This window comes from Leptospira perdikensis, from assembly GCF_004769575.1.
GTDB classification, from domain to species: Bacteria; Spirochaetota; Leptospiria; order Leptospirales; family Leptospiraceae; genus Leptospira_A; species Leptospira_A perdikensis.
This window is the reverse complement of sequence record NZ_RQGA01000003.1, coordinates 262,376-284,146: the sequence shown is the minus strand read 5'-3', so window position 1 is coordinate 284,146 and position 21,771 is coordinate 262,376. Positions and strand designations below refer to the sequence as shown.

Genomic DNA, 21,771 nt, shown 5'->3' with positions numbered 1-21,771 from the left:
ATTTTTCTTGCAAAAGTCAATTTTTTGCGGATAAACCTTGGTTGCGATGGCAGAAGAAAAAATCTATGAAATGCTTTGGGACTGTGAATTCTGCGGTTCCAAAAAACTACTCGGTAAAACGCATAGGCATTGTCCCAATTGTGGAGCCACTCAAGACCCAAACCGTAGATACTTTCCCAATGATGCAGACAAGGTGGCCGTCCAGGACCATATTTACTACGGCGCAGATAAGGTTTGTCCTTTTTGCCAAACTGCCAATGGTGCCAAAGCCACTTTCTGCGGAAACTGTGGGGGTTCGCTCGATGGGGCACAAAACGTAAAACTGCGATCCGACCAAGATGGTGTTACTGAAGACTCTGTCCAAAAAGCAAAAGAAGATTTAGCTTTTGAGAATTCTGAATTCATCAAACCCCATCCGAAAACTCCCAAATGGGTATTGTGGTTATTGGGAACCATTGTCTTCGGTGGGATAGGATTTGTTTGTCTCGGTGTTTTATGGACAGAAAAAGTAGAACTACAAATCACTCATCATGAATGGTCTCGTTCCATTGCCATCGACCAATTCAAACCTGTCTCCGAATCAGAATGGTGTGACTCCATGCCTATGGGTGCGTACAGTGTGTCCAGAAGTCGTCAGATCAGAAGTTACAACAGTATCCCTGATGGAGAGGACTGCCATACAGTTCGTTCGGATCGTGGGGACGGAACATTTTCCGAAAGTGAAAGTTGTTCCACTAAATACAGACAAGAACCAGTCTACGATGATCATTGCAGTTACCGGATTGATAAATGGGCCTTTGATCGCAATGCAGTAGCGAAAGGATTTGGAACAACGCAAGAACCATATTGGCCCACTCCCCAAATTCGCGAATGTTCCAGTACCAGTATTGGTTGTGAACGTCTCGGGCCTAAAACAGAAAAGTATATGGTTTATTTTGCGGAGTCTAGCGGAGAAACGAAAGGGGAAAAACATGACTGCGAATTTGACCAAACAAAGTGGAAATCACTTCCAGCCAAAGCTTTATACCAATCAGAAAAAAGTGTCATCTTTAATTACATCACATGCGACACCATACAAACGTTAGAAGGAAGTGCGACAGAGGAATAAAATGGACCAAACGTGGTTAAAAACAACATTAGAGCGTTTTAAGAACGAACAAGATCCGATTCGAAAGTTCTTAAAAGAAACAAAACTTTTTGAAGAAGCCCTTGCTAACCAAGAGTTTGAAAAAACAGATCTTCTCATTCGAAAAGAATTGGGAGGAATTCTCACATCCTTTAAAGAAAGTTTTCGAAAACTAGAAGAAGGTTTTGTACAAAAGGCACAAATCCAAAATATCGGAAAAACCAACTCGGCAACTACACTTCTCGATCGAATCATTATGAAAGTAAATTCTGCTGGTTACGGATTAAACGGCCTTGGCACTGGTGTCAAAGCCACACAGGAAGAATTAGAAAATTTACTGAACCATGATTTTGGAATGTTAACAAAAGTAGGAGAACTCCAAAAAGAAATTTTAGATACTCTTCCCACATCGTTCGCCTCAAACCCAGAAGCGGCAATTGAATCTATAAACAAATTGTTTTTAGATTTTGAAACACAGTTCGAAGCAAGAAACTCAATCTTTTTAAAAAAATAAGATAAGGAAAAAGTAAAATGGCACTAATAGATAGAATTAAATTCGAAGGAAGTCCCAATGAAATTGTTTGGAAATATCCCTCTGACGAAATCAGTACCGCAGGACAACTCGTCGTTGACGAAAACCAAGAAGCCATCTTTTTTAAAGAAGGAAAGGCTTTGGATACCTTTGGGCCAGGGACTCATACCTTAAAAACAGGAAACATTCCCATCCTCGAAGCTCTCGTCAATCTTCCGTTTGGTGGCAAAACTCCCTTCACAGCAGAAGTTTATTATGTAAACAAAGCCATCTTTGCAATGAAATGGGGAACAAACACACCTATCCCTTTAGAAGATCCTAAATACAAAATTGTCCTCAACATCCGTGCCTTCGGTGATTACAAATTTCGTATCAAAGATTCTAAATCCTTTTTACTCAATGTAGTCAAAGGAGGAAATAGAACGACAAACGAATCTATTGATGAATTTTTAAAACCAAATATCGTTCGTGGGATTGGTGATTTCATTTCTGAAGTGATCCTAAACAACAATACATCTGTTGTAGAAATTAATAAGTTTAGAGATGAAAGTTCCACGGCCGGAAAAGTCAAACTCGCACCTGAATTTGAAAAATATGGAATTGATTTAACAGAGTTTAACGTTTCATCGGTGAACTTTGATCAAAACGATCCCAACTACCAACGAATTCAAAAAATCATTACCGATAAATTCGAAATCGATATGCTCGGAGACAAATACCAACAAAAGAAAATGTTCGATATTGGACAAGCAGCTGCCGAAAACGAAGGCCAAGGTGGTGGTGCTATGGGTGCCGGTATGGGCATGGGAATGGGGATGAATATGGGCCAGATGATGGGCAATATGATGAACCAAGGGGGAGGCGGACAAACTGGTGGTGCAGCACCGGCCGCTAATGATCCAGCAGCACGGATTGCAAAACTAAAAGGATTACTGGATCAGGGTCTCATCAACGCAGAGGAATTTGAAGCGAAGAAAAAAGAGATCCTTTCCTCTTTATAAAAACTGATTTTACTCATTTCTAATCACAATCTAGAAAAAAATGTTTGTTAGGTTGTGATTAGAAATATTCAAATTTACAATTCTAATCCAATAAAATCATATAAATATAAAATTTACAGATTCATTTTCTATTATGAAAATAACTGTTTGATCTCTGCTAAATTGGCTTCGGCTTCTTGTTCACCCTTATCAATGATCTCTTGGTAACGAGCAAAATCAAATAACTGAAATTCCTCTAAATGGAAGTGAACAAAAAGATCCAGTTTGGGGCGCTTGAGCCTAGTGATCTCTCTACCTTCCAAAGTGATGGTCCTTGTCATAATCTGTAAAATCGGTGGGTATTTGAGAGTATCCCAAATATATCGAAAGAATCCTTTTTCTGTTGTGTTCCGATCTTCAAAAAGTTTTACCGGGACAATTTCTTGCATAGGTGAAACATTAATACCCATAACAACATCCGCACCTTTTGTACGAATAAGATTTTCAGGAACGTTATTGATCATTCCTCCATCAACTAACAACTTTTCACCAAGCTGGTAAGGAGGAAAAGCACCTGGTAAACTCATGGCACTTGTGAGCGCTTCCGTTATAGGGCCTTGGTCAAAAATATGTTCTTTCCCTGTTTGTAAATCTACAGCAGATGTTGCAAAAGGAAGTGGAAGTTCTTCAATTCTTTGGTCCCCAAATCCTTTCTTTAACATTCGCTTCATTCGTTTTCCTTTGAAAAAAGCAACGACTGGCAATGTTGGATCAAAAGCACTCTCTAATCCACCAAAGAATTTTTTGATCATTTCTTCTATTTCTTCAGGAGAGTTTTTTCTCGCATACAAAGCAGCGATCACAGCACCCATAGAAGCACCCGATACAAAATCAAAATGGATTCCTTCTCTATGTAAAACTTTCAATAGCCCCACATGTGCAAGGGCTCTGGCGCCACCACCACCTAAGGCCAGTCCTCTCGTTTTGGAGACCAAGTATCTTGCGAGTGTATCTTTTTGGTAAAAGTTTTTGAGAGATTGGTCTTGAGGAAGATAACTTTTACGAACCCCACTTTCCATCATACGAATGGCACGACCTTCGAAGTTACGAATTCGACTTTTCCAAAATTGAATGATTTCCTCTTTTTCTTTATAGAACTTTTCAGGTTCATCTTCCCAAAAAACAATGAAGTCTGATTGAACTACCAAATAATGTAAATCCATTCTGGATGTGGATTCATCAAAATAAATATGAAGTAAGGGAGTTTTGTTTCTAAGATTGGTTAGATACTCTGAAATTTGAGTAGGGTCCATTCCTTTAAAAGTAGAAATGGGAATCGCAGACGAAAGTTTTTTGGTGGCTTCACCATATTCATCTATAAACGATTTAACTTTCTCACCAAAATGGTATTCAGGTTCCAAAGGAACATGAACACATAACCTGCGTAATCCGATAAAACTGTCTTGATGATTGGATCTGTTTAAGTTTTCTCGCATCCGAGATCCCATCATTTGAATGATGTTTTGTGCAAAAACTTTTTCCTGAGATGCCAATTGTAAAAACAATTTTCCATTCAAAACATAAACAAGAGAATCAATCACAGCAATGGCGGAAGTGGAATGGTTGGAACTGGAGATGAGTGAATTCTCAGCCAACACTTGGCCCGAACCCACATATACATGACTTTGGCCAGATACGTTTTCTAGAAGAATTTCACCATATCTAACAATATAAATCGATTCCGAAGACTCTCCTTTGTAATAGAGAGCTTCGTGGCTTCGAACTAGTTTTTCTTGGACATTGTTAGAAAGTCGTAATAAAACGGCAGGGGGAAGTTTTTTGAACAAATCCACAGACTTTAAAAATTTTTGGATGGCCTGCCTTTCTAATTCTGTTCGTTTCATTTTCCCCTCGTTCTATTAAATTCGTATGTTCACCCACTCCTTCTTACGAAATTTTCTGACAAAAAGCACTGCCATCAGTAAAATCCAAATAAAAAACGCAGACCAGATTCCATAATTTCCCCATGCTAGGACTATCCCGAGTAAATAGGCCAAAGGTAACATAATCAGAAAGGAAACGATGAGATAAACAAACATCACATAGTACATCATTCCCGCGCTACGAAGTGCCGAACCAATGACCATATGATAGGCATCTCCCACTTGGATGAGGGCAACAATACAAAGAGCAGGGTAAGCTACTTTTGCAACCGCAGGAACATCGGTAAACATACCAATGAGCCAAGGGCCACCGATAATAAAAAATAGCCCCATACTTCCCATCACAATCGCAGAAAAAGTGGCCGAACGCATGGTTCCTTCATAAGCCAAACGAAGTTTTCCCTGACCCATAGATTGACCGAGAATGGTCGTGGCTGCAATTCCAAAAGAGAAACCTGGCATAAAAGACAAACTAAGGCATGTTAATACAACACTAGCCGAAGCAAGAGTGGTTGTGCTAATCATTCCTGCAATTTTATAAAATCCAGAAAACGCAAAGTTTACGAGTGTTCCTTCAACAGCTGGTGCAAACCCAACCATACAAAGTTCTTTGATTGTAGCGATACTTGGTGCAAAGATTTGATACTGAAAGAATTTGATGACATCTTTGCGGAAAAAATAAAATACCACGATAAGAAGGGAAGGTATAGAAGACAAACTCGATGCGATCGCTGCACCCTTAACTCCCCAAGCCGGAAATCCCCAATTTCCGAAAATCAATAACCAGTTAAAAAAGATATTTGTAACCGCCGCTAACATAGAAGAAATCATACCCACTTGCACAATTCCAATTCCGTCAAAGAATCCACGCAAAGCGAATCCCACAAAAAAGAGAACGGTTCCTAAAAATCGGTAGGATAGATATACACCTGCTACTTCAATCACTTGTGGATCATCTCCGATCCAACCCATAAGTTCTGGAGCGTAAATGAATCCAAAATAGGAAAGTAATGCTCCTAAAACAAAGGATAAATAAACAGAATTGATTAGTGTGATTCCTACCCCTCTATCATTTTTTTCGCCAAATCGACGTGCGACGATGATTTGAACCGCCATGGACCCACCCATAAGGAAGGCAAATATAGAGAAATAAACCATTCCTCCGAATCCAACTGCGGCGAGAGGAACCTCTCCCAATTTTCCCACCATAGCAGTGTCTGCTACCATGATGGCAGTATAACTGATCATTCCAAAAAAAACTGGGATTGCTAATCCAAGAATTTTCTGATTCAATCTAGTTGGCTGCAAGATGCGTCTAATTTTGTGAAGCATAGTTTTGTCATTCTTATATGTATTGCGATCTACACAACCACCTTTATGGATGTTTACCCCCTGAAACTTTGTTCCGAATTGGAAAAAATAACCCCGACCCTCGTTGGCATTTGTATTTAGATTCCTACGAAAAAGCGTATGGAGTAAAAATACGACCTTCAACGTTTTTCGAAGATTATGCAGACCTGAAAGATTTTTCCAAACTCTATCACTTTCGAGAAAAGGCACCATTTTTACATTTCCAAGCAAAATTCAATCTTATCATCGCCTTAGTTAAGTTTGATGAAAGAGAAATTACAGAAGTAACCCACGATGTTGTGTTATCTAATAGTTTGGAAGATATTAGTTATGCTGAATATCGTTTGATGTTTGGAAAGGAAGAACCAAAAGAAATTTTTTACACAAAACTTATGGCTTGTTTGGAAGGACTCTCAAGAGGAGAAGAATCCGCCAAAAAAGAAGGGAAATCCATCCAAGGAAAACTTGTGATGTCCTTACATAGAGATATCAATTTTGAGAAACATTATGATTGGATGAAAAATTGGATGGAAAAAGAATCTGCCATACGTAATGGTCTTGTTGGAATTGATTTCTGTCATATAGAAGAAGGACATCCACCTAAAGACAAAAAAACTTTTTTCCAATCTGTAATTAAGGACAACAAAGTAGGTCCAAGTACTGCCCTTTCGATTCTCTATCATGTTGGTGAAAGTTTTAGAGACAAAACTCCCTTTTCAGCCGTTCGTTGGGTTTTAGAATCAGCAATGAATGGAGCACATAGACTCGGTCACGCTTTGGCTCTTGGAATTGATTCGGATTATTTTTTAGGGGATGAAAGAACGGAACTTGTATCGGAAGCCAAAGACCAAATCGAATGTGAGTTGGATTCTTATGATGAAATCACAAGTTTTGGTCCGTTCTATGCAAAAGAAGAACTTGAACGCAAACGAAACGAACTAAAAAACAAATCTGATTCCGAACTTCTCACAATTCCTTTTGATGAAACACAATCCCAATACTTACATACCTTTCAAAACTATGTTATGTCTACTATAGCGAATACAGATACTGTCATTGAATGTTGTCCTTCTTCAAATTTGTATATTGGAATGTTAGAATCACATATTGATCACCCCATCTCAAGGTTCTTACAAAATGATTTGAAGTTAACGATTGGTTCCGATGATCCGGGACTATTTGGAACCACTATGTCAGAAGAATATGGACATGCACATACGGCAGGTGTTTCCGAAAAAGATTTGGAATCCATCCGGGAAAAGTCATTTTCTTACAGATCCACCAAACTTTCTGGTCGTGAATTGGATTGACCCTGATACGGATAAGGTAAACTGGAATGTATGCGGGTTTTTTCCCAAATATTTGTGCCAATGATTGTAATTCCTTTGGTGATGGGGCCACTACTTGGCCAAACCAAAGAAGGATTTTATGACACAAACAATTATGACCTAAGGAACCTTCCAAAATCGGATCCAGAATCCAATGTTTTGCAAGATGTTACACTTCCTCCGAAGTTCGAAACACCAGCGCTTGCCACCCCAAAAAACGTAAAAACACAATATAGTGGAATTGAATCCATTCCTGGGGCAGGTGCTTTAACCAATTCCAGAACCACAGCCAATTCCAGCCAAACTGCATCCAATCCATATAGTTTGACTGGTTTACAAAACTCACCGATTAACCCATTAACCGGCGAAATTAACGAACAAGCACTCCAAAACCAATTACAAAAAAGTAGAACCAAACAAGAGTTAAAGAAAAAACAAAAAGAAGAGTTCGATGAAGAAGCTGTTTACGAAGAAACTAAGTTTCGCAGAGCATATATCATTTTCTTTTTAACCTTACCATTTGCATTGATTGCCTCTGCAGGTGGAGTGGCACTACTTCCTGTAGCTATGCAAAAATCTGCTTTGGCAAGTGGAATTCTAATTACAGGTAGTACAGGCCTTTCTGGAGCAAATGCCTATGTAGATAGGCAAAGATTAGAAGAACATCGCGAAAAGAAAAAACAACTAGCTGAAGTTTTCCCTTGAAGTTCAAACGATTCTTCGTTCTTTTAGCACACCTTTTTCAATACTTAGATACCCAAAGATATGAGATTCGAAAAGTTTATATAGAAAACTTTCGTTGGATCGGAAGAACCATATATATTTTATTTGGATTTTTATCTGTTACCATTTTGATTTTAGATTTTGGATTCTATTATTCAGAATCATGGAAGATCTATGTTACTTTTTCTATTCGAACACTCGTATCATTTTTTATTTTTTATGAATCCATTCATTTAATTTTTACAAACAAACGATGGAAGGAATACATCTCTCTTCATAAAATAGAACTTATCATTTTACTTATGTTAGGATTAGAATTTATCTATGAAAAAGATATAATTTCTGTTTTAAAATCTTATCATATTTCTGGAGATGATACCACACTCATCTTTTTATCAGCCAACCAAGTTTTGTTTTTGTTTTCCAATTTAGCACATTTCTTTCGGCTTTCCAGAAAAAATAATTCTAAAAAATTAAATCCATCCATTGTATTTGTATCTTCTTTTGCCTTTATCATTCTACTGGGTATTTGTTTTTTACATTTCCCAAAATCTACAAATGGAACTGTAAATTCCATTGATATTGTGTTCACAACAATCAGTGCCACTTGTGTGACAGGTCTTTCTACTGTTACATTGGGGAGTCAATTCACTTTAACCGGTCAATTGGTAGTATTACTTCTCATCCAAGTGGGTGGACTTGGTCTTATGACCTTAACCAGTTTTTTTTCCATCTTTCTTGCCGGAAAAGTTTCCGTAAGTGATACAATGATGATCAAAGACCTTCTTTCGGAAGAAACAATGGGTCGCGCTAAAGAAATTTTAAAACAAATTACCATACAAACACTTGTCATTGAATCGATCGGGGCTTTATTATTGTTTTATAGTTTTCCTTCTAACTATCCCATAGCTTTGTCCGAAAAAATATATTATTCTATCTTTCATTCTATTTCTGCATTCTGTAATGCTGGTTTTAGTTTGTTACCGAATGGACTTGCAACAGAAGCCTTCAAACATTCGGAAGGATTTTTATCTGTAATTATGTTTCTCATTATTCTTGGGGGACTTGGATTTCCTGTTTTATTTCAAATTCGAACGAGACTTTCTAATCCTTTTGATTATAAGTTTCGATGGTCTGTCACATCCAAACTTGTATTTTGGACTACCGGTTCACTTTTGTTATTTGGTTGGGTTTCCTATTATTTTTTAGAGTTAAACTTAAGTTTAAGAGGACTCACAACTACAGAACAAATTTTTCATTCTTTGTTTTATTCGGTAACCACAAGGACGGCCGGGTTTAATACATTAGAGTTAAGTCAAATGGGTTTTCCCATTACCTTTATTTCCTTCTTTTTGATGTGGGTGGGTGCCTCTCCCGTTTCCACAGGAGGTGGAATCAAAACCACAACCTTTGCCATCTCTTTGTTAAACATTACCAACGAAATACGTGGAAAAGATAGAATGGAAATAGACCACCGAACGATTGCCAACTCATCAATTGCAAGAGCCAGTGCAACCATCGTTCTTTCTTTATTTGTGATATTTATTGCCATCTTTTGTTTGTTGTTAACAGAGAATGCAAATTTTATCGATTTATGTTATGAAGTGGTGTCTGCTTTCGGGACTGTTGGTTTGACCCGTGATCTCACTCCTCATTTAAGTGATTATGGAAAAATCATCATTTGTACCGTAATGTTTGTAGGAAGAGTCGGAATTTTGACCTTACTTGTTGCCCTCTCTAAAAAAGTAGATCGTATCTCGTATGAATATCCGAAAGAATATGTGGTTGTAGGTTAAATTTGGTATGCAAAGAAAAAAGATAGCGGTCATTGGAATTGGAAGTTTTGGAAATTTATTTGTTCGTTATCTTTTTGATGATGGGCATGAAGTCATTGCCATTGATAAAGACCCAATGATCATTGATTCCATCAAAGATTATGTAACCATTGCAGTCACCCTGGATGCCACCGATGAACATGCATTACGATCGCAAGGTATTGCTGATGTGGATTACGCTGTCATTGCTCTTGCTGATGATTTTGAAACTTCTATCATCTGCGCTGATAGTTTAAAAAAATGTGGTGTCAAAAATATTTACGCACGTTACCAAACTCCATTACAAATGAAAGTTTTGGAACTTCTTGGAATCAAAGATCTTTTTAATCCAGAAGAAAGAGCAGCAAGAAGTATGGCAGAAACATTATCCTTTTCTGGAATGCGTTCTAGTTTTTTACTTTCTGATGAATACAGTGTGGTTGAAGTGACTGTCCCCAAAGGTTACATCAATAAAACAATTGCGGAAGCTGACCTACGTCATAAATACAATATCAATGTAATCACCATCAAACGCCCCACAATCAGTAAAGAAGCCAAACGTGTTTCTGATTCCAAAAGCGAAAAAATCTTAGGAATTCCTCATGGAAACACAGTTCTCAAAGAAGACGATATCATTGTTTTGTTTGGATCTCAAACTGATTTAGCACGTTTTTTGGAAACTTAAACCATGGGTCCAGAAAGAATCATTTGTTTGACCGAAGAACCAACAGAGATGTTGTATCTGTTAGGTGAAGAAAAGCGAATTGTAGGAATTTCGGTTTATACGGAAAGACCATCAAAGGCAAAGGAAGAAAAAACAAAAGTCTCTGCCTTTATCAGTGGAAATCTGAAAAAAATAACCGCCCTCGAACCAGACCTAGTCATTGGTTTTTCTGATATCCAATCCCAACTTGCTAAAGACCTCATTGAACGAGGGTTAAATGTTCTAATCTTCAACCAAAGATCCATTTCTGAAATACTATCCAATATGCAAATGCTAGGAAATCTTGTGGGCCAAGCCGAAAAGGCAAAATCTCTCATCGAAGAATGGCAAAATCAGATCACCCTTTGGAAACAGGAAAACGAATCCAAAACAAACAAACCCAAAGTATTCTTCCAAGAATGGGACGAACCCATCATCACGGGAATCCAATGGGTGAGCGAAGCAATCGAACTTGCTGGTGGAGTAGACAGTTTTTCGCATCTAAAGGACAGAAAACTAGCCAAAGACCGGATCATCACGGCCGAAGAGGTTACAGATGCCAATCCCGATATTTACGTAGGTTCTTGGTGTGGGAAAGTTATGGACTGGGATTGGGTGCGAAACAAACCCGAATGGCAAAACATTTCAGCCATCCAAAATAACAAAATTTTTGAAATGGATCCAAGTATTATATTACAACCAGGTCCTGCTTTGTTTCTAGAAGGAATTCCTAAACTGAAAGAGATCTTTTCCTCATTCTAATTTCCCTCTTTGTCATTTCTCTGTAATCTATTTGTAACAAGGATATTCTAGATTTGAAACATATCAATTAGATATGGAGACATTCATGAAATTTTCATGTAACCAGACAAAAGCGAAAGTCACTTTGTCTTTTGTGATCGCCCTCATCACAATCTTTACTATTGCAGGAAAACTCGAAGCACAAACAGCACCTGCTGCACCAACAACTGAATCTACACAAACAGCGGAAACTCCGACTGAAACTGCTGCTCCCGTTGCAGAAGCTCCTGCCGAAGCACCACAAAAAGAATCTGAAATCGGACTCGTAAGTTTGTTTTTGACTGGTGGATGGTCTATGTGGCCACTGCTTCTTTCTTCTATCGTTGCATTTGGTGTAATTCTAGAAAGAATCTACTTTTTCTTTACAGCAAAACTTTTGAGAAAAGGTTACAACCAAGATTTACAAGATGCAATTGATACATCTGGTATGAAAGGTATTGAAGATTTCTTAAAAGCAAACGAAGGCCAACGAATTACTGATGTATTAAAAAATGGTATGGAAGTTTCTCAAAACGATCCTGAGATTTTTGCATCTGGTATTGAAAGAGAAGCTGGTGAAGTTATGACACTCCTCGAAAAAGGTCTCACAGTTCTTTCTGCTGTTTCTACCATTGCACCACTCGTTGGATTCCTCGGAACTGTATCTGGTATGATCAACGCATTTGATGCAATTGCGAATGCTGACCAAGTAAACGCGAAAGTGGTTGCTGGTGGTATCAAAGAAGCGTTAATCACAACTGCTGCTGGACTTATCGTTGCTATTCCTGCAATGACATTCTACCAATACTTACAAGGTCGAGTTGCTTTCTTTACTTCTGAAGTAGAAGAAGCTGCAAACAAAATCTACAAAGAATATTTAAAACTCAAAGCCGGTCACAAAGCGTAAACTACGGAAAGTAACTAACCATGATTAAGTTAAAGAAAAAACAAGAACTAGAGGAAATATCGGCAGCATCTATGTCGGATATTGCCTTTCTACTCTTGGTATTTTTTATGGTGACTGCTGTATTCTTTGTAAAGGAAGGACTTAACATTTCTCTTCCTCGCAAACAATCCGAACCTCAGCCTTTTTTACGTAAGAATGTATATGAAATTTTGGTAACCCAAGACAGATACAAAATGCGTAATACAGCATTCGGAACCAAAGAATATTCTAGTTTAAAAGAATTTCGTGATGACCTAAACCAAATGGAAATCCCGGATCTTAAAAACAAACTAGCGCTCATTGTTACAACCGGTGATACCAAATATGCAAAGATGTTGGATGCCTTATCAGCTGTCCAATTACGTGGATTTGAAAAAATCTCAGTGAGAAAGAAGAAATAATATGTTACGAAGAAAGAGAGTCGCACCTTCAGTTCCCGTAAGTTCGATGGCAGACATTGCCTTCTTACTTCTCGTGTTCTTTATGGTAACCTCCGTATTGGATTCGGATCCAGACCTTCCCATCAATCTACCAGATGTTCCTGGTGGAGAACAGTTAAACAAAAAGATTGCCAATCTTTATCTAACTGCTGATGAAAAGAGAACTGTCTATTTCAACTCTGTAAAAATGGAACTAAACGAAGCCATGAGTGAAATTCGCGCAAAACTTTCTACCACACCGGACTTGAAAGTTTTGATCCATGCGGATCAAGATTTAACTTACGAAGAGTTAGATAGTGTGTTCGAAACCCTCAGAGAAATTGGGGCCTTAAAGGTTTCCCTTGTCACCAAGACCACCCAAGGTGGCGGATTACAAGGGAAGTAACGTGAACGGAACAGTTGTTACACATAAAAGATCCAAACGAGAAAGGATCCATCGGTTCATCGACAGATACCGAATTGAAACCGGTCTTGCGATTTCAGCGTTTCTCCAAGCCATCATCATTCTTTTTTGGTTCACTCCTCATTTGGATACAGATAGTTTGGATGACCTTGTGGAAGAAGTAGCCTTCATCGACAACGTCCAAATCCAAGAACCATCTACTGATTCCAAACCAACTGATGGGGATTTTGATCTTACCGATAAAGAAAAAGAAGATAAAAAAGAAGACCCGCGTATCGCTGGAGCTTCGGATCCAATTGTTTCTGGTGCCACATCACCTGTTGATTTATCCCCTAATGTTCGACCTGAATATACTTCTGATGCAAAAGCTCTGGGTGTTACAGGAACTATGACTTTAGAAGTCATCATTGGAAACACAGGCGAAGTTTTACGAGTAAGATCCGTAGGAAAACAGTTAGGTGGTGGACTCGAAGAAGAAGCTATCAAAGTTTACCGAAAGAAGCGGTTTTCTCCCTCTATCTTAGAAGGGAAAGCCATCACAGTAAAAGTGCTCGTTCCGATTCGATTTACGTTGAATTAAAGAAACAACCACTGCTAACAAACTTTAGTAGTGGTTATTTAGCTTTTCCTTTAACCCAACCAGATATACTTTCACTACTATAATTTTCTAAAATAGAATGTTCAGAATCGAGTGATTCTAACTTTCCATTTTCAATGTAATAAATGTAGCTAATGGGTGCCTTGAATTTGTGAATTCCAGCTTTCATGTAGATGAAGTTATGTTTAAATTGCCATTCTCCTGACTCTGAATCTGAATTGCATCCGCCCTCATCACAACCTCCAAAAAAATAAGCAGAATACACCCCATATTCTGAAAATTCGATATAATATGTATCTTTATTTGATGGATCCCACCAGCGACCAACCAAATCCTTGTTAGTAATTCTTTGGCCTTGATTGATACCATGATCGTGGCAATCCCAAGAAAGGAACCCTTCAAAGGCCCATCCAAACCGATCGTTGAATTTAACTTTTGCCCATCTTGCTTCTACGTTACCAATCTTTGTGTATTCCCTCGAAAATTCATATATTGGGAGTATTGTTTGGTAAGGGATAAGATTTATTTTTTCAGAATCAGTTGTTGGTTGATCCCGAATCCTAAGTCCTGATTCGGCGTTTACACATAATTTATCAATTTCCTCTTCTTGTTTTGTAGGAGGTGATATAGGATTCGATTTCTCTCCACTGAACGCAGTTTCCGTTGGTTTGTTACAATCCAATAAAAACAAAAATACTAAAAATAAGGTTTTTTTCACAGCATTTTACTCGGAGTTAGGTGTGAACTATTTCAATAAACACCAAAACTCCCCTATTCCGGTAATTCCAATACCTTATCTTCTTCTTCCATTGGTTGTTTGGGAATTTCTATTTTTTCAATTCGAATTTCGTGAACAAAGTCAGGATCATCAAAACGATCTAAAATACTAATTCGTCTGGGATATTGTTTGTCGTTCCAAACTTCATAGTATCCGTATTTGATCACACCTTTGTAGAAACTAAAAAGTTCGCGGTAAGTAAACTCCATCCATTCTAAGGCACCACTTGTTTTTTCAAAGTAACCAACGTATTGGTCTGTGTCGGGAGTGGCATTTGTTTGGACGGATGTAAAATAAACCACTTCATAATCTTGGCCTAATTTTTGAACAGGGCCTGCGTACTGAATGATAGGATATTCGGTAAGTCGCCAAGGGAGTGTTAGATACAAACGAAGAGATTCTAAATAGACCCGAACCTCATCGTCGCCCGTAAAAACTTTCCCTGTATCAGCAGCAATTTGGTAGGCATCTTTTTTAACAAGACCAAGGATGAGACCTTTTTTTTCACCACCAAGAAATTCCACTTCCATAGCGTCTTTTTCAAAATCCAAATACACACGGAGTCTTTGTTCTGGTTCTTTGATGGGTGTAAAAAATCGAACAAACTTAGAATGCCAAACATCTTTCAAAACGAATTGGATTTGTTTGTAACCTTTCCAATCGCCAGGTGTGAGTTCTTTCACAGGTGGGCTTGTAATGATCGATAATCCCTTTTTCTTTAAATCAGGATTCAAACCTTCTTTTTGTAAGGTGGGAGGACGTAAGTCGGCTAAAGAACAAGAGATAGAAAATAAAGAAATAAAAATGAATGATAGATAGAAACGAAACATTGATTCCAGGATGAAGTGAAAAGAATCATCTGTCAATAGGGAAAGTGAATCTGATGAAATTGAAGTGAGTGAGATAGGAGGTTTAGATGTTTAAAGTGAGAGTTTTAAGAAATGAATGAAAGATAAAGAAAAGAGAAAAGGTCGGGATTCCGACCTCCTCTTCTTTAAAGAAACTTATGCTTTTACAGCACCTGTTTTTTTGATAGATTCCGCAACTTCATTGATTTTTGCTTTTACGGATTCGATTTTTCCTTCAGGCATTTTTGCTTTGATTTCTTCTGCAATTTTGTTGTAGTTGTCTACGATTTTAGAACGAGTTTCGTCGTAGTTTTTTCCAGCAACACTAGAGAATTCTTTAATGTCTGTTAGGATTTTGTCAACGGATTGGCGAATCTTTACAGAATCTTCCGTGTTGTCCAAAGCACCTTTGGATACTAATTCGTTATAAGTTGTTTCCAACTGAGTTTTTGCTTTTTCAAGACCTTCTTTTCCTGATTGGAAAAGTCCGATACCTGCGTTAAGAATGTCCATGATTTGTTTTTCCATAATTTAGCTCCTGGTTTTCACCTATTTGTGCAATGCACAACACAGTTATGTGCGTTGCACAAATTAAGACAAGTACTTTTTCTAGGGGAAAATCGATTTTTTTTAGATTTTTTTCGTAGTCCCATTTACGATTCAATTCCAGGGAATTCTCCCCAAAGGGAAAATACCGCTATCCGCATCTTTTACGATTCGAATCCTCTGGATTTAGGTGGATAGGTTGTGACTTGAATCCAACTTCCAAAATGAAAACTCTAAATTCTCCAGCTAAGATGCCAACTGAAATCAAAAACATTCCCATGATCCACTTAACAGATGTTCATGAGGATGATAAAAATCCTTATTATTATGCCGGTCGATTAGAAGAATTGCCAAATGAATTTCAGGACTTTGATAGTTCCCATAGACATTCCTATTATGCCTTGTTTTATTTTACAGAAGGACAAGGGATCCACTCCATCGACTTCCATTCCCATTCGATTACAGAAAACAGTCTTTTTTTCTTAAGACCGGGCCAAGTGCATTCCTGGACTTTTTCCAAACCAGTAAAAGGTTTTGCATTGAAGATTTATCCAGATTACCTCTCCGAACATGGAGGACAAGTCACCAGTTTTCAAAACTATCCATTTTTCCAATTGGGAAATGAAAATTCTAAACTTACCATCCAAGATGGAGACCAATTCAAAAAAGATTTTGAAAGATTACTCGTAGAAAAAAATACAAAATCTGATTCTTCTATGACTTTCCTTTTGATTCAATTGGTTTTGCAACAATCATTAAAAGAGTTTAATTCATCCTTTACTGACAATGTTACCGTTGCTTCTAAGTTAAGGGATTTTTTTCGGTTATTGGAAAATCATTTCAAAGACCAAAAAACAACTTCCTATTATGCAAAACAAATTGGGACATCCTCAGGAAATTTAAACCAACTTTGCCAAAAACAATATGGAAAATCAGCAAAGGCAATCATCCAAGAAAGATTGGTTTTGGAAATCAAACGGCTGTTAATTCATTCTGATTTGAATATCAATCAAATTGCTTTGACCTTGGGATTTATAGATAATTCCTACTTTAGTAAATTTTTTAAAAATCATACAGACAACTCACCAGAAAATTTTAGACGGCTGAAACGAAAACTACCATAAAAATCAAATTCTCTCCATTTACTAACTTTCTGTTTTTCCGTAAGATAAAACACATCAAGGAGAATGGAATGTTAGAAAAGTTATTCTACACAGAAACAAGTTGGTTTTTTACCTTACTGAGATTGGTTTTAGGTCTTGTGATTTTACCACATGGATTACAGAAATTATGCGGATGGTTTGGAGGGTATGGGTTTTCTGCAACTTTAGATTTTTTTAAATCGGAAGGAATCCCGTATGCCATAGGTTTTTTAGTCATTGTGTCAGAATCCTTTGGTGCCCTGGGGTTAATTTTGGGACTGTTCACAAGAATTTCTTCGTTGGGAATTGCACTTACCATGATCGGAGCTGCGATTTATGTGAGAAAAAACGGCTTTTTTATGAATTGGTTCAACCAACAAGCTGGTGAAGGATTTGAATACCATATCTTAGCCATTGGAATTGCAGTAATTCTAATGATTTCTGGCGGCGGCCACCTAGCAATTGATAGCTGGATTGCTCATAAAGTTAAGTAATACTAAACTAAATACAAAGTTTTAGATTTTTATGTTACAAAACATAGAAACCACTTTGAATCTGAAATTCTTTGTATTTAGATTTCTAAAGCGCTGATTGGCTCTTGTTGTTGGGCCATGATCGATTCCAAAAACTTTACATAAGCTTCGCGGCCTGGATACTCAACCTGGTTCACACCTGTTTTAACAGCGGCTTCTGCCACTGCGGGAGCCACATGGTAAAGAACTCTTGAGTCCAAAGGTTTTGGAATGATATAATCGGCACCAAATCGAATTTCTTTTTCGTTGTAAGCTTCTGATACTTCGATAGGAACTGGAAGTTTAGTTAGTTCACTTAAAGCATAAGCTGCAGCTAACTTCATTTCCATATTCACTACTTTTGCACGAACATCAAGAGCACCGCGAAAGATAAATGGAAATCCAAGTACATTATTAACTTGGTTAGGATAATCACTCCGACCCGTTGCCATAATCAAATCTGGCCTTGCTTGTTTGGCATCGGGATAAGGAATTTCTGGATCGGGATTGGCAAGAGCAAACATAATTGGTTTGTCAGCCATTGTTTTTACCATTGCTTCAGTCACTACATTCGCAACAGAAACACCAATAAACAAATCGGTTCCAGGAAAAATATCTTCTAATGTTTCTGCATCAGTTTTGCGAACAAAAGGTAACTTGGTTTCATGAAGATTGGCTCGTTTGTGATTGATGACACCACGTGAATCCAACATAAAAATAGATTCATGTTTGACTCCGATATGTGTTAACATCTCAGCAATGGAAATGGCAGCAGCACCTGCTCCATTGATCACAACTTTGATGTTACCAGCTTTTTTACCAGTGAGTTCTAATGAATTGAGTAGTGCAGCAGTGGAGATGATAGCAGTTCCATGTTGGTCATCATGAAAAACAGGAATCTTCATACTTTCATCTAAAGTTTTTTCTATATGAAAACATTCCGGAGCACGGATATCTTCCAAGTTGATACCACCAAACGTTGGTTCAAGGGCTTTTACAATGGTAATGAATTTTTCAGGATCTGTTTCGTTGATTTCGATATCAAAGACATCGATGCCAGCAAATTTTTTGAATAAAACTGCCTTTCCTTCCATCACTGGTTTTCCAGCGGAAGCTCCAATGTTGCCAAGACCTAAAATTGCAGTTCCATTGGTGATGATTCCGACTAAATTTCCTCGGTTTGTGTACTCATAAACGAGTTCTGGTTGTTTTTCAATTTCGAGGCAAGGGTAAGCGACTCCCGGTGAGTAGGCCAAGGACAGGTCGTAACTGTTCTCCGTTGGTTTTGTCGGAACTACTTTGGTTTTTCCTTTCGGAAACCTAGAGTGATACTCAAGTGCGCTTTGTTTCATGGTCTATTTTCCCACGATTTATGATTCAACGGAAAATCCTAGAATAAATTGGAGGAATGCTCGTCCAAAAATGGTTGCGGCTGGTTCTATGTCCCTTTAGATAAAGTCCTTACGAAAAGCCAAAGGGGGCTTAATTTGGAACTTGTTGGAGAATTTTTTGGTACTGCCGTTCTCATTCTACTTGGTGACGGTGTGGTCGCCGGCGTTTTATTAGAAAAGTCAAAGGCAAAAGACAGCGGATGGATCACCATCACAACAGCTTGGGCCTTAGCCGTTTGTTTTGGCGTACTGGTAGCAAAAGCTTTGGGAAGCCCCGGTGCCCATTTGAACCCTGCTGTCACCCTTTCGGTTTGTATTCAATCCGGTGATTTTTCGAATTTTCTCCCCTATAGCCTAGCCCAAATCGCCGGTGCTGCCCTCGGAGCCACTCTCGTATATTTGCACTACCTTCCTCATTGGAAAGAAACCAAAGATTCTGGAACCATTCTAGCCGTGTTCTCTACATCACCGGCCATCAAACATACGGTCTCCAATGTCATCAGTGAAGGACTTGGAACATTTCTCCTGATCCTAGGAATCCACGCCATCTTTTCTCCGTTAAATGGTGGAGCAGAAGGTATCGCTGGGACTGGTTTCGTAGGACTACTTGTTTGGGCCATTGGTTTTTCGCTAGGTGGCACCACTGGTTATGCGATTAACCCCGCACGTGACTTAGGCCCAAGGATCGCACATTGGTTATTGCCAATCCCCAACAAAGGAAATTCAAATTGGAAGTATGCATGGCTCCCCGTGGTCATTCCGTTAGTGGGTGGTGGACTAGCGGCAGTTGTGATCAGGTGGTGGATAGGATAAGGATAGTTTGATTGCAATCATTTGAGGGAAATGTATGGGTGTGGTTATTTTACGTTATGCGACATACGCTAACCACTATCCATAACTTCAAGGCAAATGTTTGTTTATAATGCCAATAATAGAGACATAACAACCGTTATTTTAATGTTTACATCCAACCCCTTACCCTTCACTTTAGGATCCAATGACCTCAACTAACAACCTAATTTCGGCCGCAGCATCCATGAGTGATCGATACATTGCAATGATTTATGATGCGATCTTCTTCCTACTGATTATCTTCCTTTCAGCAAAACTCATTTTATTCCTGAATATCGATGGCCGAGTCGCCCAATATGTCTTCTTTGTTTTTCTATTTTTATACGATCCCTTATGTGTTTCCCTTTTTCGGGCCACACCAGGACATTTTCTCAAAGGCTTAAGAGTTGTTTCCACGGATTCTAAAAACTTGAATTTCTTCAAAAGCTTCGTCCGTTATATTGTCAAAATCACTTTAGGAATTTTGTCATTAATCACAATTTTGGGCTCCAAAAAACAAGCAATTCATGACAAACTAACATCGTCTTATGTGGTTTATAAAAATAAATTATGAAAATGAATATGATAAAACAAATTCTAATCATCACCTCTATACTATTTGTTGGATCTTTGAGTGCGGAAGCAGTTAAACCAACTCTTGATTGCACAAACACTGTCCGACCCATTTTCCCAGCTAAGAAAATCAGAATGGTTCATATAGACACAAATCAGAAAGTTGGCGACACTGTTCAAGTTGGACAAATCGCAGGAACTTTAACCGATTATCCAAAAATAGTTTCTCAATCATACGAAACGCAATATAGAAAGGCGGAACAATTATATACCGAAAAGGAATTTAATGAAGCAATCTCCATTTTAGAACCAGCGATCAAAAACGAGAAGAAGAATCCTTTTCTATGGAATCTATATGCGAGATCTCTTTATGCTGCAAATCGAAAAACGGAAAGTTTTTCTGCATACCAAACTCTTCTTTCGATCACTGATGTTGACGAATCTTTTAATGAAGACGGCTCGCCAGACCTAGTCGTTTTAGATGCATGGTTTTTGGAAGCTTACTGGAAAATTAGTACTCTTTACCTTGATAAAGAAAGTTTTGAAAAATCCATTTTCTATAATAGAAAAATGTTAGATGTTGTAACTCTCGCAAATACATATTATAACCCCGATCGAATGGCATATAACATTTCAGCTTTGAGTTATTTAGCGGAAGCTTATTATTTTTTAAAGAATAAGGAAGCAAACCAGTATTATGTTTGTGAAACCCTAAAACTGGATCGAGAAAATAAATACGTTTTCCAGTTTTTATTACTTTAAATATTTAATCTAACGTATAACATTCGTATACTGCGATGATTTCAGATATTCAACCTTCCTAATTCGTTAGGTGGATATTGAATCAAATCTAAGGGAAATCATATAAAAAAATGAAATATAAATTAAGCTTTCTTACGCTACTTGCTTTTCCAATCCTCACGATTTTCGCTACAGAATCGGAATCTTCAGATACGTTCCGAGGCATCAATTTCTCTGCCACAGAAGTGCAACAAGTAAAGGCGATGACCATCACCGTCCCTAAAATTGCAAAACGCTCTGATTCAATCCATATGAAAGATAAGTTTCCGATCACTTTCTTCAAAGCCGATTGTACACAAGAAAAGGAATGTTTTTCACTTTTGATTTCGGTATCCATTTTACCCGCATCTTTAAAATCCTTTGAAACTTTGGTGGAAGATTCTAAAGCTAGCGACTTCGGGGACACACCTTACGAGGTCAATAAATGGGTGGAACTTCTCACCTTCAAAACTGACAAAACAAAAATTTTAATGGGGCCTGGTGAATTACTCGGCACTAAAATCAATGCGTTTTATCACATTAAAGAAACAAATGAAACTTATAAGGTTTCCATCAATCTGATCTTTCATCCAAAATTTCCAGATGAGGAATGGAAGGACATTCTTATGCATTCCTTTCTAATTCTAAACAGCATCAACATTGAATCTAAAGTAAATTAAAGATTATTATCATTAATTCATAAA

General features: G+C 37.9%; 24 protein-coding genes. 18 read left to right on the top strand and 6 right to left on the bottom strand.

All coding sequences use genetic code 11. The features are described from left to right. Positions 1-37: 37 nt before the first annotated feature. Genes EHQ49_RS02675 through EHQ49_RS02665 form a run of 3 tightly spaced genes read left to right on the top strand, consistent with a single transcriptional unit; the run spans position 38 to position 2,659 of the window. The gene (locus EHQ49_RS02675; protein WP_135576093.1) at positions 38-1,108 is read left to right on the top strand and encodes a zinc ribbon domain-containing protein; all 1,071 of its coding nucleotides are present in this window, start codon (positions 38-40) and stop codon (positions 1,106-1,108) included. Between the two features lies 1 nt (position 1,109). Next, positions 1,110-1,640 (top strand): LIMLP_15305 family protein, encoded by a 531-nt coding sequence (locus EHQ49_RS02670; protein ID WP_135576091.1) that lies wholly within the window; start codon positions 1,110-1,112, stop codon positions 1,638-1,640. A 17-nt stretch (positions 1,641-1,657) separates the two neighbouring features. Next, entirely contained in the window at positions 1,658-2,659 is a 1,002-nt protein-coding gene (locus EHQ49_RS02665; protein WP_135576089.1) for an SPFH domain-containing protein, read from the top strand. 131 nt (positions 2,660-2,790) lie between these two features. On the opposite strand, the gene EHQ49_RS02660 is transcribed toward EHQ49_RS02665, so the two are convergent. Both EHQ49_RS02660 and EHQ49_RS02655 read right to left on the bottom strand, forming a co-directional pair. Then, positions 2,791-4,542: a patatin-like phospholipase family protein gene (locus tag EHQ49_RS02660; protein ID WP_135576087.1), complete on the bottom strand. Its 1,752-nt coding sequence runs from the start codon at positions 4,540-4,542 to the stop codon at positions 2,791-2,793. Positions 4,543-4,557: 15 nt separating this feature from the next. Then, a complete protein-coding gene (locus tag EHQ49_RS02655) occupies positions 4,558-5,913 on the bottom strand; it encodes an MATE family efflux transporter (RefSeq protein ID WP_135576085.1) in 1,356 nt (451 codons plus the stop codon). 17 nt (positions 5,914-5,930) lie between these two features. Here EHQ49_RS02655 and EHQ49_RS02650 point away from each other — a divergent pair, with 17 nt between their 5' ends. The 9 genes from EHQ49_RS02650 (at position 5,931) to EHQ49_RS02610 (ending at position 13,648) form a co-directional block, all read left to right on the top strand. Then, on the top strand, positions 5,931-7,241 hold the full coding sequence (locus EHQ49_RS02650; protein ID WP_135576083.1) for an amidohydrolase family protein: 1,311 nt from the start codon (positions 5,931-5,933) through the stop codon (positions 7,239-7,241). A gap of 30 nt (positions 7,242-7,271) precedes the next feature. Next, positions 7,272-7,964, top strand: a complete 693-nt coding sequence (locus EHQ49_RS02645) for a hypothetical protein (RefSeq protein WP_135576081.1) — start codon at positions 7,272-7,274, stop codon at positions 7,962-7,964. Continuing rightward, on the top strand, positions 7,961-9,778 hold the full coding sequence (locus EHQ49_RS02640; protein WP_135576079.1) for a TrkH family potassium uptake protein: 1,818 nt from the start codon (positions 7,961-7,963) through the stop codon (positions 9,776-9,778). The genes EHQ49_RS02645 and EHQ49_RS02640 overlap by 4 nt, the downstream gene beginning before the upstream one ends. Before the next feature lie 7 nt (positions 9,779-9,785). Beyond that, a complete protein-coding gene (locus tag EHQ49_RS02635) occupies positions 9,786-10,481 on the top strand; it encodes a potassium channel family protein (protein WP_135576078.1) in 696 nt (231 codons plus the stop codon). 3 nt (positions 10,482-10,484) lie between these two features. After that, positions 10,485-11,261 carry a cobalamin-binding protein gene (locus tag EHQ49_RS02630; RefSeq protein ID WP_135576076.1) on the top strand — a complete coding sequence of 259 codons (777 nt, stop codon included), beginning with the start codon at positions 10,485-10,487 and terminating at the stop codon, positions 11,259-11,261. An 85-nt stretch (positions 11,262-11,346) separates the two neighbouring features. After that, positions 11,347-12,186 (top strand): MotA/TolQ/ExbB proton channel family protein, encoded by an 840-nt coding sequence (locus EHQ49_RS02625; protein ID WP_135576074.1) that lies wholly within the window; start codon positions 11,347-11,349, stop codon positions 12,184-12,186. A gap of 20 nt (positions 12,187-12,206) precedes the next feature. Beyond that, positions 12,207-12,626, top strand: coding sequence for an ExbD/TolR family protein (locus tag EHQ49_RS02620; protein ID WP_100743556.1), 420 nt, complete (start codon positions 12,207-12,209; stop codon positions 12,624-12,626). 1 nt (position 12,627) lies between these two features. Next, the gene (locus EHQ49_RS02615) at positions 12,628-13,050 is read left to right on the top strand and encodes an ExbD/TolR family protein (protein ID WP_135576072.1); all 423 of its coding nucleotides are present in this window, start codon (positions 12,628-12,630) and stop codon (positions 13,048-13,050) included. Position 13,051: 1 nt separating this feature from the next. Next, entirely contained in the window at positions 13,052-13,648 is a 597-nt protein-coding gene (locus EHQ49_RS02610; RefSeq protein ID WP_135576070.1) for an energy transducer TonB, read from the top strand. A gap of 34 nt (positions 13,649-13,682) precedes the next feature. Here EHQ49_RS02610 and EHQ49_RS02605 read toward each other — a convergent pair whose 3' ends face one another. The 3 genes from EHQ49_RS02605 to EHQ49_RS02595 all read right to left on the bottom strand — a co-directional run bounded on the left by EHQ49_RS02605 (position 13,683) and on the right by EHQ49_RS02595 (position 15,820). After that, complete coding sequence (locus EHQ49_RS02605) at positions 13,683-14,384, bottom strand: SH3 domain-containing protein (protein ID WP_135576068.1); 702 nt, start codon at positions 14,382-14,384, stop codon at positions 13,683-13,685. A gap of 53 nt (positions 14,385-14,437) precedes the next feature. After that, positions 14,438-15,274, bottom strand: coding sequence for an LBF_0142 family lipoprotein (locus EHQ49_RS02600; protein WP_135576066.1), 837 nt, complete (start codon positions 15,272-15,274; stop codon positions 14,438-14,440). A gap of 174 nt (positions 15,275-15,448) precedes the next feature. Further along, the gene (locus EHQ49_RS02595) at positions 15,449-15,820 is read right to left on the bottom strand and encodes a phasin-related domain-containing protein (RefSeq protein WP_135576064.1); all 372 of its coding nucleotides are present in this window, start codon (positions 15,818-15,820) and stop codon (positions 15,449-15,451) included. 242 nt (positions 15,821-16,062) lie between these two features. Here EHQ49_RS02595 and EHQ49_RS02590 point away from each other — a divergent pair, with 242 nt between their 5' ends. Together EHQ49_RS02590 and EHQ49_RS02585 are read left to right on the top strand one after the other, a co-directional pair. Beyond that, positions 16,063-16,962: an AraC family transcriptional regulator gene (locus EHQ49_RS02590; RefSeq protein ID WP_135576062.1), complete on the top strand. Its 900-nt coding sequence runs from the start codon at positions 16,063-16,065 to the stop codon at positions 16,960-16,962. Positions 16,963-17,030: 68 nt separating this feature from the next. Beyond that, positions 17,031-17,474, top strand: coding sequence for a DoxX family protein (locus EHQ49_RS02585; RefSeq protein ID WP_135576060.1), 444 nt, complete (start codon positions 17,031-17,033; stop codon positions 17,472-17,474). A gap of 77 nt (positions 17,475-17,551) precedes the next feature. Here EHQ49_RS02585 and EHQ49_RS02580 read toward each other — a convergent pair whose 3' ends face one another. Then, positions 17,552-18,844: a malic enzyme-like NAD(P)-binding protein gene (locus EHQ49_RS02580; RefSeq protein WP_135576058.1), complete on the bottom strand. Its 1,293-nt coding sequence runs from the start codon at positions 18,842-18,844 to the stop codon at positions 17,552-17,554. A gap of 135 nt (positions 18,845-18,979) precedes the next feature. Between EHQ49_RS02580 and EHQ49_RS02575 the strand changes: the two genes are divergently transcribed. From EHQ49_RS02575 to EHQ49_RS02560, 4 genes are all read left to right on the top strand, one after another. Beyond that, positions 18,980-19,696 (top strand): MIP/aquaporin family protein, encoded by a 717-nt coding sequence (locus EHQ49_RS02575; RefSeq protein WP_135576056.1) that lies wholly within the window; start codon positions 18,980-18,982, stop codon positions 19,694-19,696. A gap of 184 nt (positions 19,697-19,880) precedes the next feature. After that, positions 19,881-20,288, top strand: a complete 408-nt coding sequence (locus EHQ49_RS02570; protein ID WP_135576054.1) for an RDD family protein — start codon at positions 19,881-19,883, stop codon at positions 20,286-20,288. Positions 20,289-20,296: 8 nt separating this feature from the next. Then, positions 20,297-21,049 carry a tetratricopeptide repeat protein gene (locus tag EHQ49_RS02565; RefSeq protein ID WP_135576052.1) on the top strand — a complete coding sequence of 251 codons (753 nt, stop codon included), beginning with the start codon at positions 20,297-20,299 and terminating at the stop codon, positions 21,047-21,049. Positions 21,050-21,159: 110 nt separating this feature from the next. Next, positions 21,160-21,747, top strand: a complete 588-nt coding sequence (locus EHQ49_RS02560; RefSeq protein WP_135576050.1) for a hypothetical protein — start codon at positions 21,160-21,162, stop codon at positions 21,745-21,747. Positions 21,748-21,771 lie beyond the last annotated feature (24 nt).

Coding starts and splice junctions, on each gene's coding strand:
- EHQ49_RS02590 (WP_135576062.1), top strand. CDS start 16,063: ATGAAAACTCTAAATTCTCCAGCTAAGATGCCAACTGAAATCAAAAAC.
- EHQ49_RS02570 (WP_135576054.1), top strand. CDS start 19,881: ATGACCTCAACTAACAACCTAATTTCGGCCGCAGCATCCATGAGTGAT.
- EHQ49_RS02585 (WP_135576060.1), top strand. CDS start 17,031: ATGTTAGAAAAGTTATTCTACACAGAAACAAGTTGGTTTTTTACCTTA.
- EHQ49_RS02630 (WP_135576076.1), top strand. CDS start 10,485: ATGGGTCCAGAAAGAATCATTTGTTTGACCGAAGAACCAACAGAGATG.
- EHQ49_RS02560 (WP_135576050.1), top strand. CDS start 21,160: ATGAAATATAAATTAAGCTTTCTTACGCTACTTGCTTTTCCAATCCTC.
- EHQ49_RS02600 (WP_135576066.1), bottom strand. CDS start 15,274: ATGTTTCGTTTCTATCTATCATTCATTTTTATTTCTTTATTTTCTATC.
- EHQ49_RS02645 (WP_135576081.1), top strand. CDS start 7,272: ATGCGGGTTTTTTCCCAAATATTTGTGCCAATGATTGTAATTCCTTTG.
- EHQ49_RS02615 (WP_135576072.1), top strand. CDS start 12,628: ATGTTACGAAGAAAGAGAGTCGCACCTTCAGTTCCCGTAAGTTCGATG.
- EHQ49_RS02625 (WP_135576074.1), top strand. CDS start 11,347: ATGAAATTTTCATGTAACCAGACAAAAGCGAAAGTCACTTTGTCTTTT.
- EHQ49_RS02635 (WP_135576078.1), top strand. CDS start 9,786: ATGCAAAGAAAAAAGATAGCGGTCATTGGAATTGGAAGTTTTGGAAAT.
- EHQ49_RS02595 (WP_135576064.1), bottom strand. CDS start 15,820: ATGGAAAAACAAATCATGGACATTCTTAACGCAGGTATCGGACTTTTC.
- EHQ49_RS02620 (WP_100743556.1), top strand. CDS start 12,207: ATGATTAAGTTAAAGAAAAAACAAGAACTAGAGGAAATATCGGCAGCA.
- EHQ49_RS02565 (WP_135576052.1), top strand. CDS start 20,297: ATGATAAAACAAATTCTAATCATCACCTCTATACTATTTGTTGGATCT.
- EHQ49_RS02580 (WP_135576058.1), bottom strand. CDS start 18,844: ATGAAACAAAGCGCACTTGAGTATCACTCTAGGTTTCCGAAAGGAAAA.
- EHQ49_RS02655 (WP_135576085.1), bottom strand. CDS start 5,913: ATGCTTCACAAAATTAGACGCATCTTGCAGCCAACTAGATTGAATCAG.
- EHQ49_RS02670 (WP_135576091.1), top strand. CDS start 1,110: ATGGACCAAACGTGGTTAAAAACAACATTAGAGCGTTTTAAGAACGAA.
- EHQ49_RS02650 (WP_135576083.1), top strand. CDS start 5,931: ATGTATTGCGATCTACACAACCACCTTTATGGATGTTTACCCCCTGAA.
- EHQ49_RS02665 (WP_135576089.1), top strand. CDS start 1,658: ATGGCACTAATAGATAGAATTAAATTCGAAGGAAGTCCCAATGAAATT.
- EHQ49_RS02660 (WP_135576087.1), bottom strand. CDS start 4,542: ATGAAACGAACAGAATTAGAAAGGCAGGCCATCCAAAAATTTTTAAAG.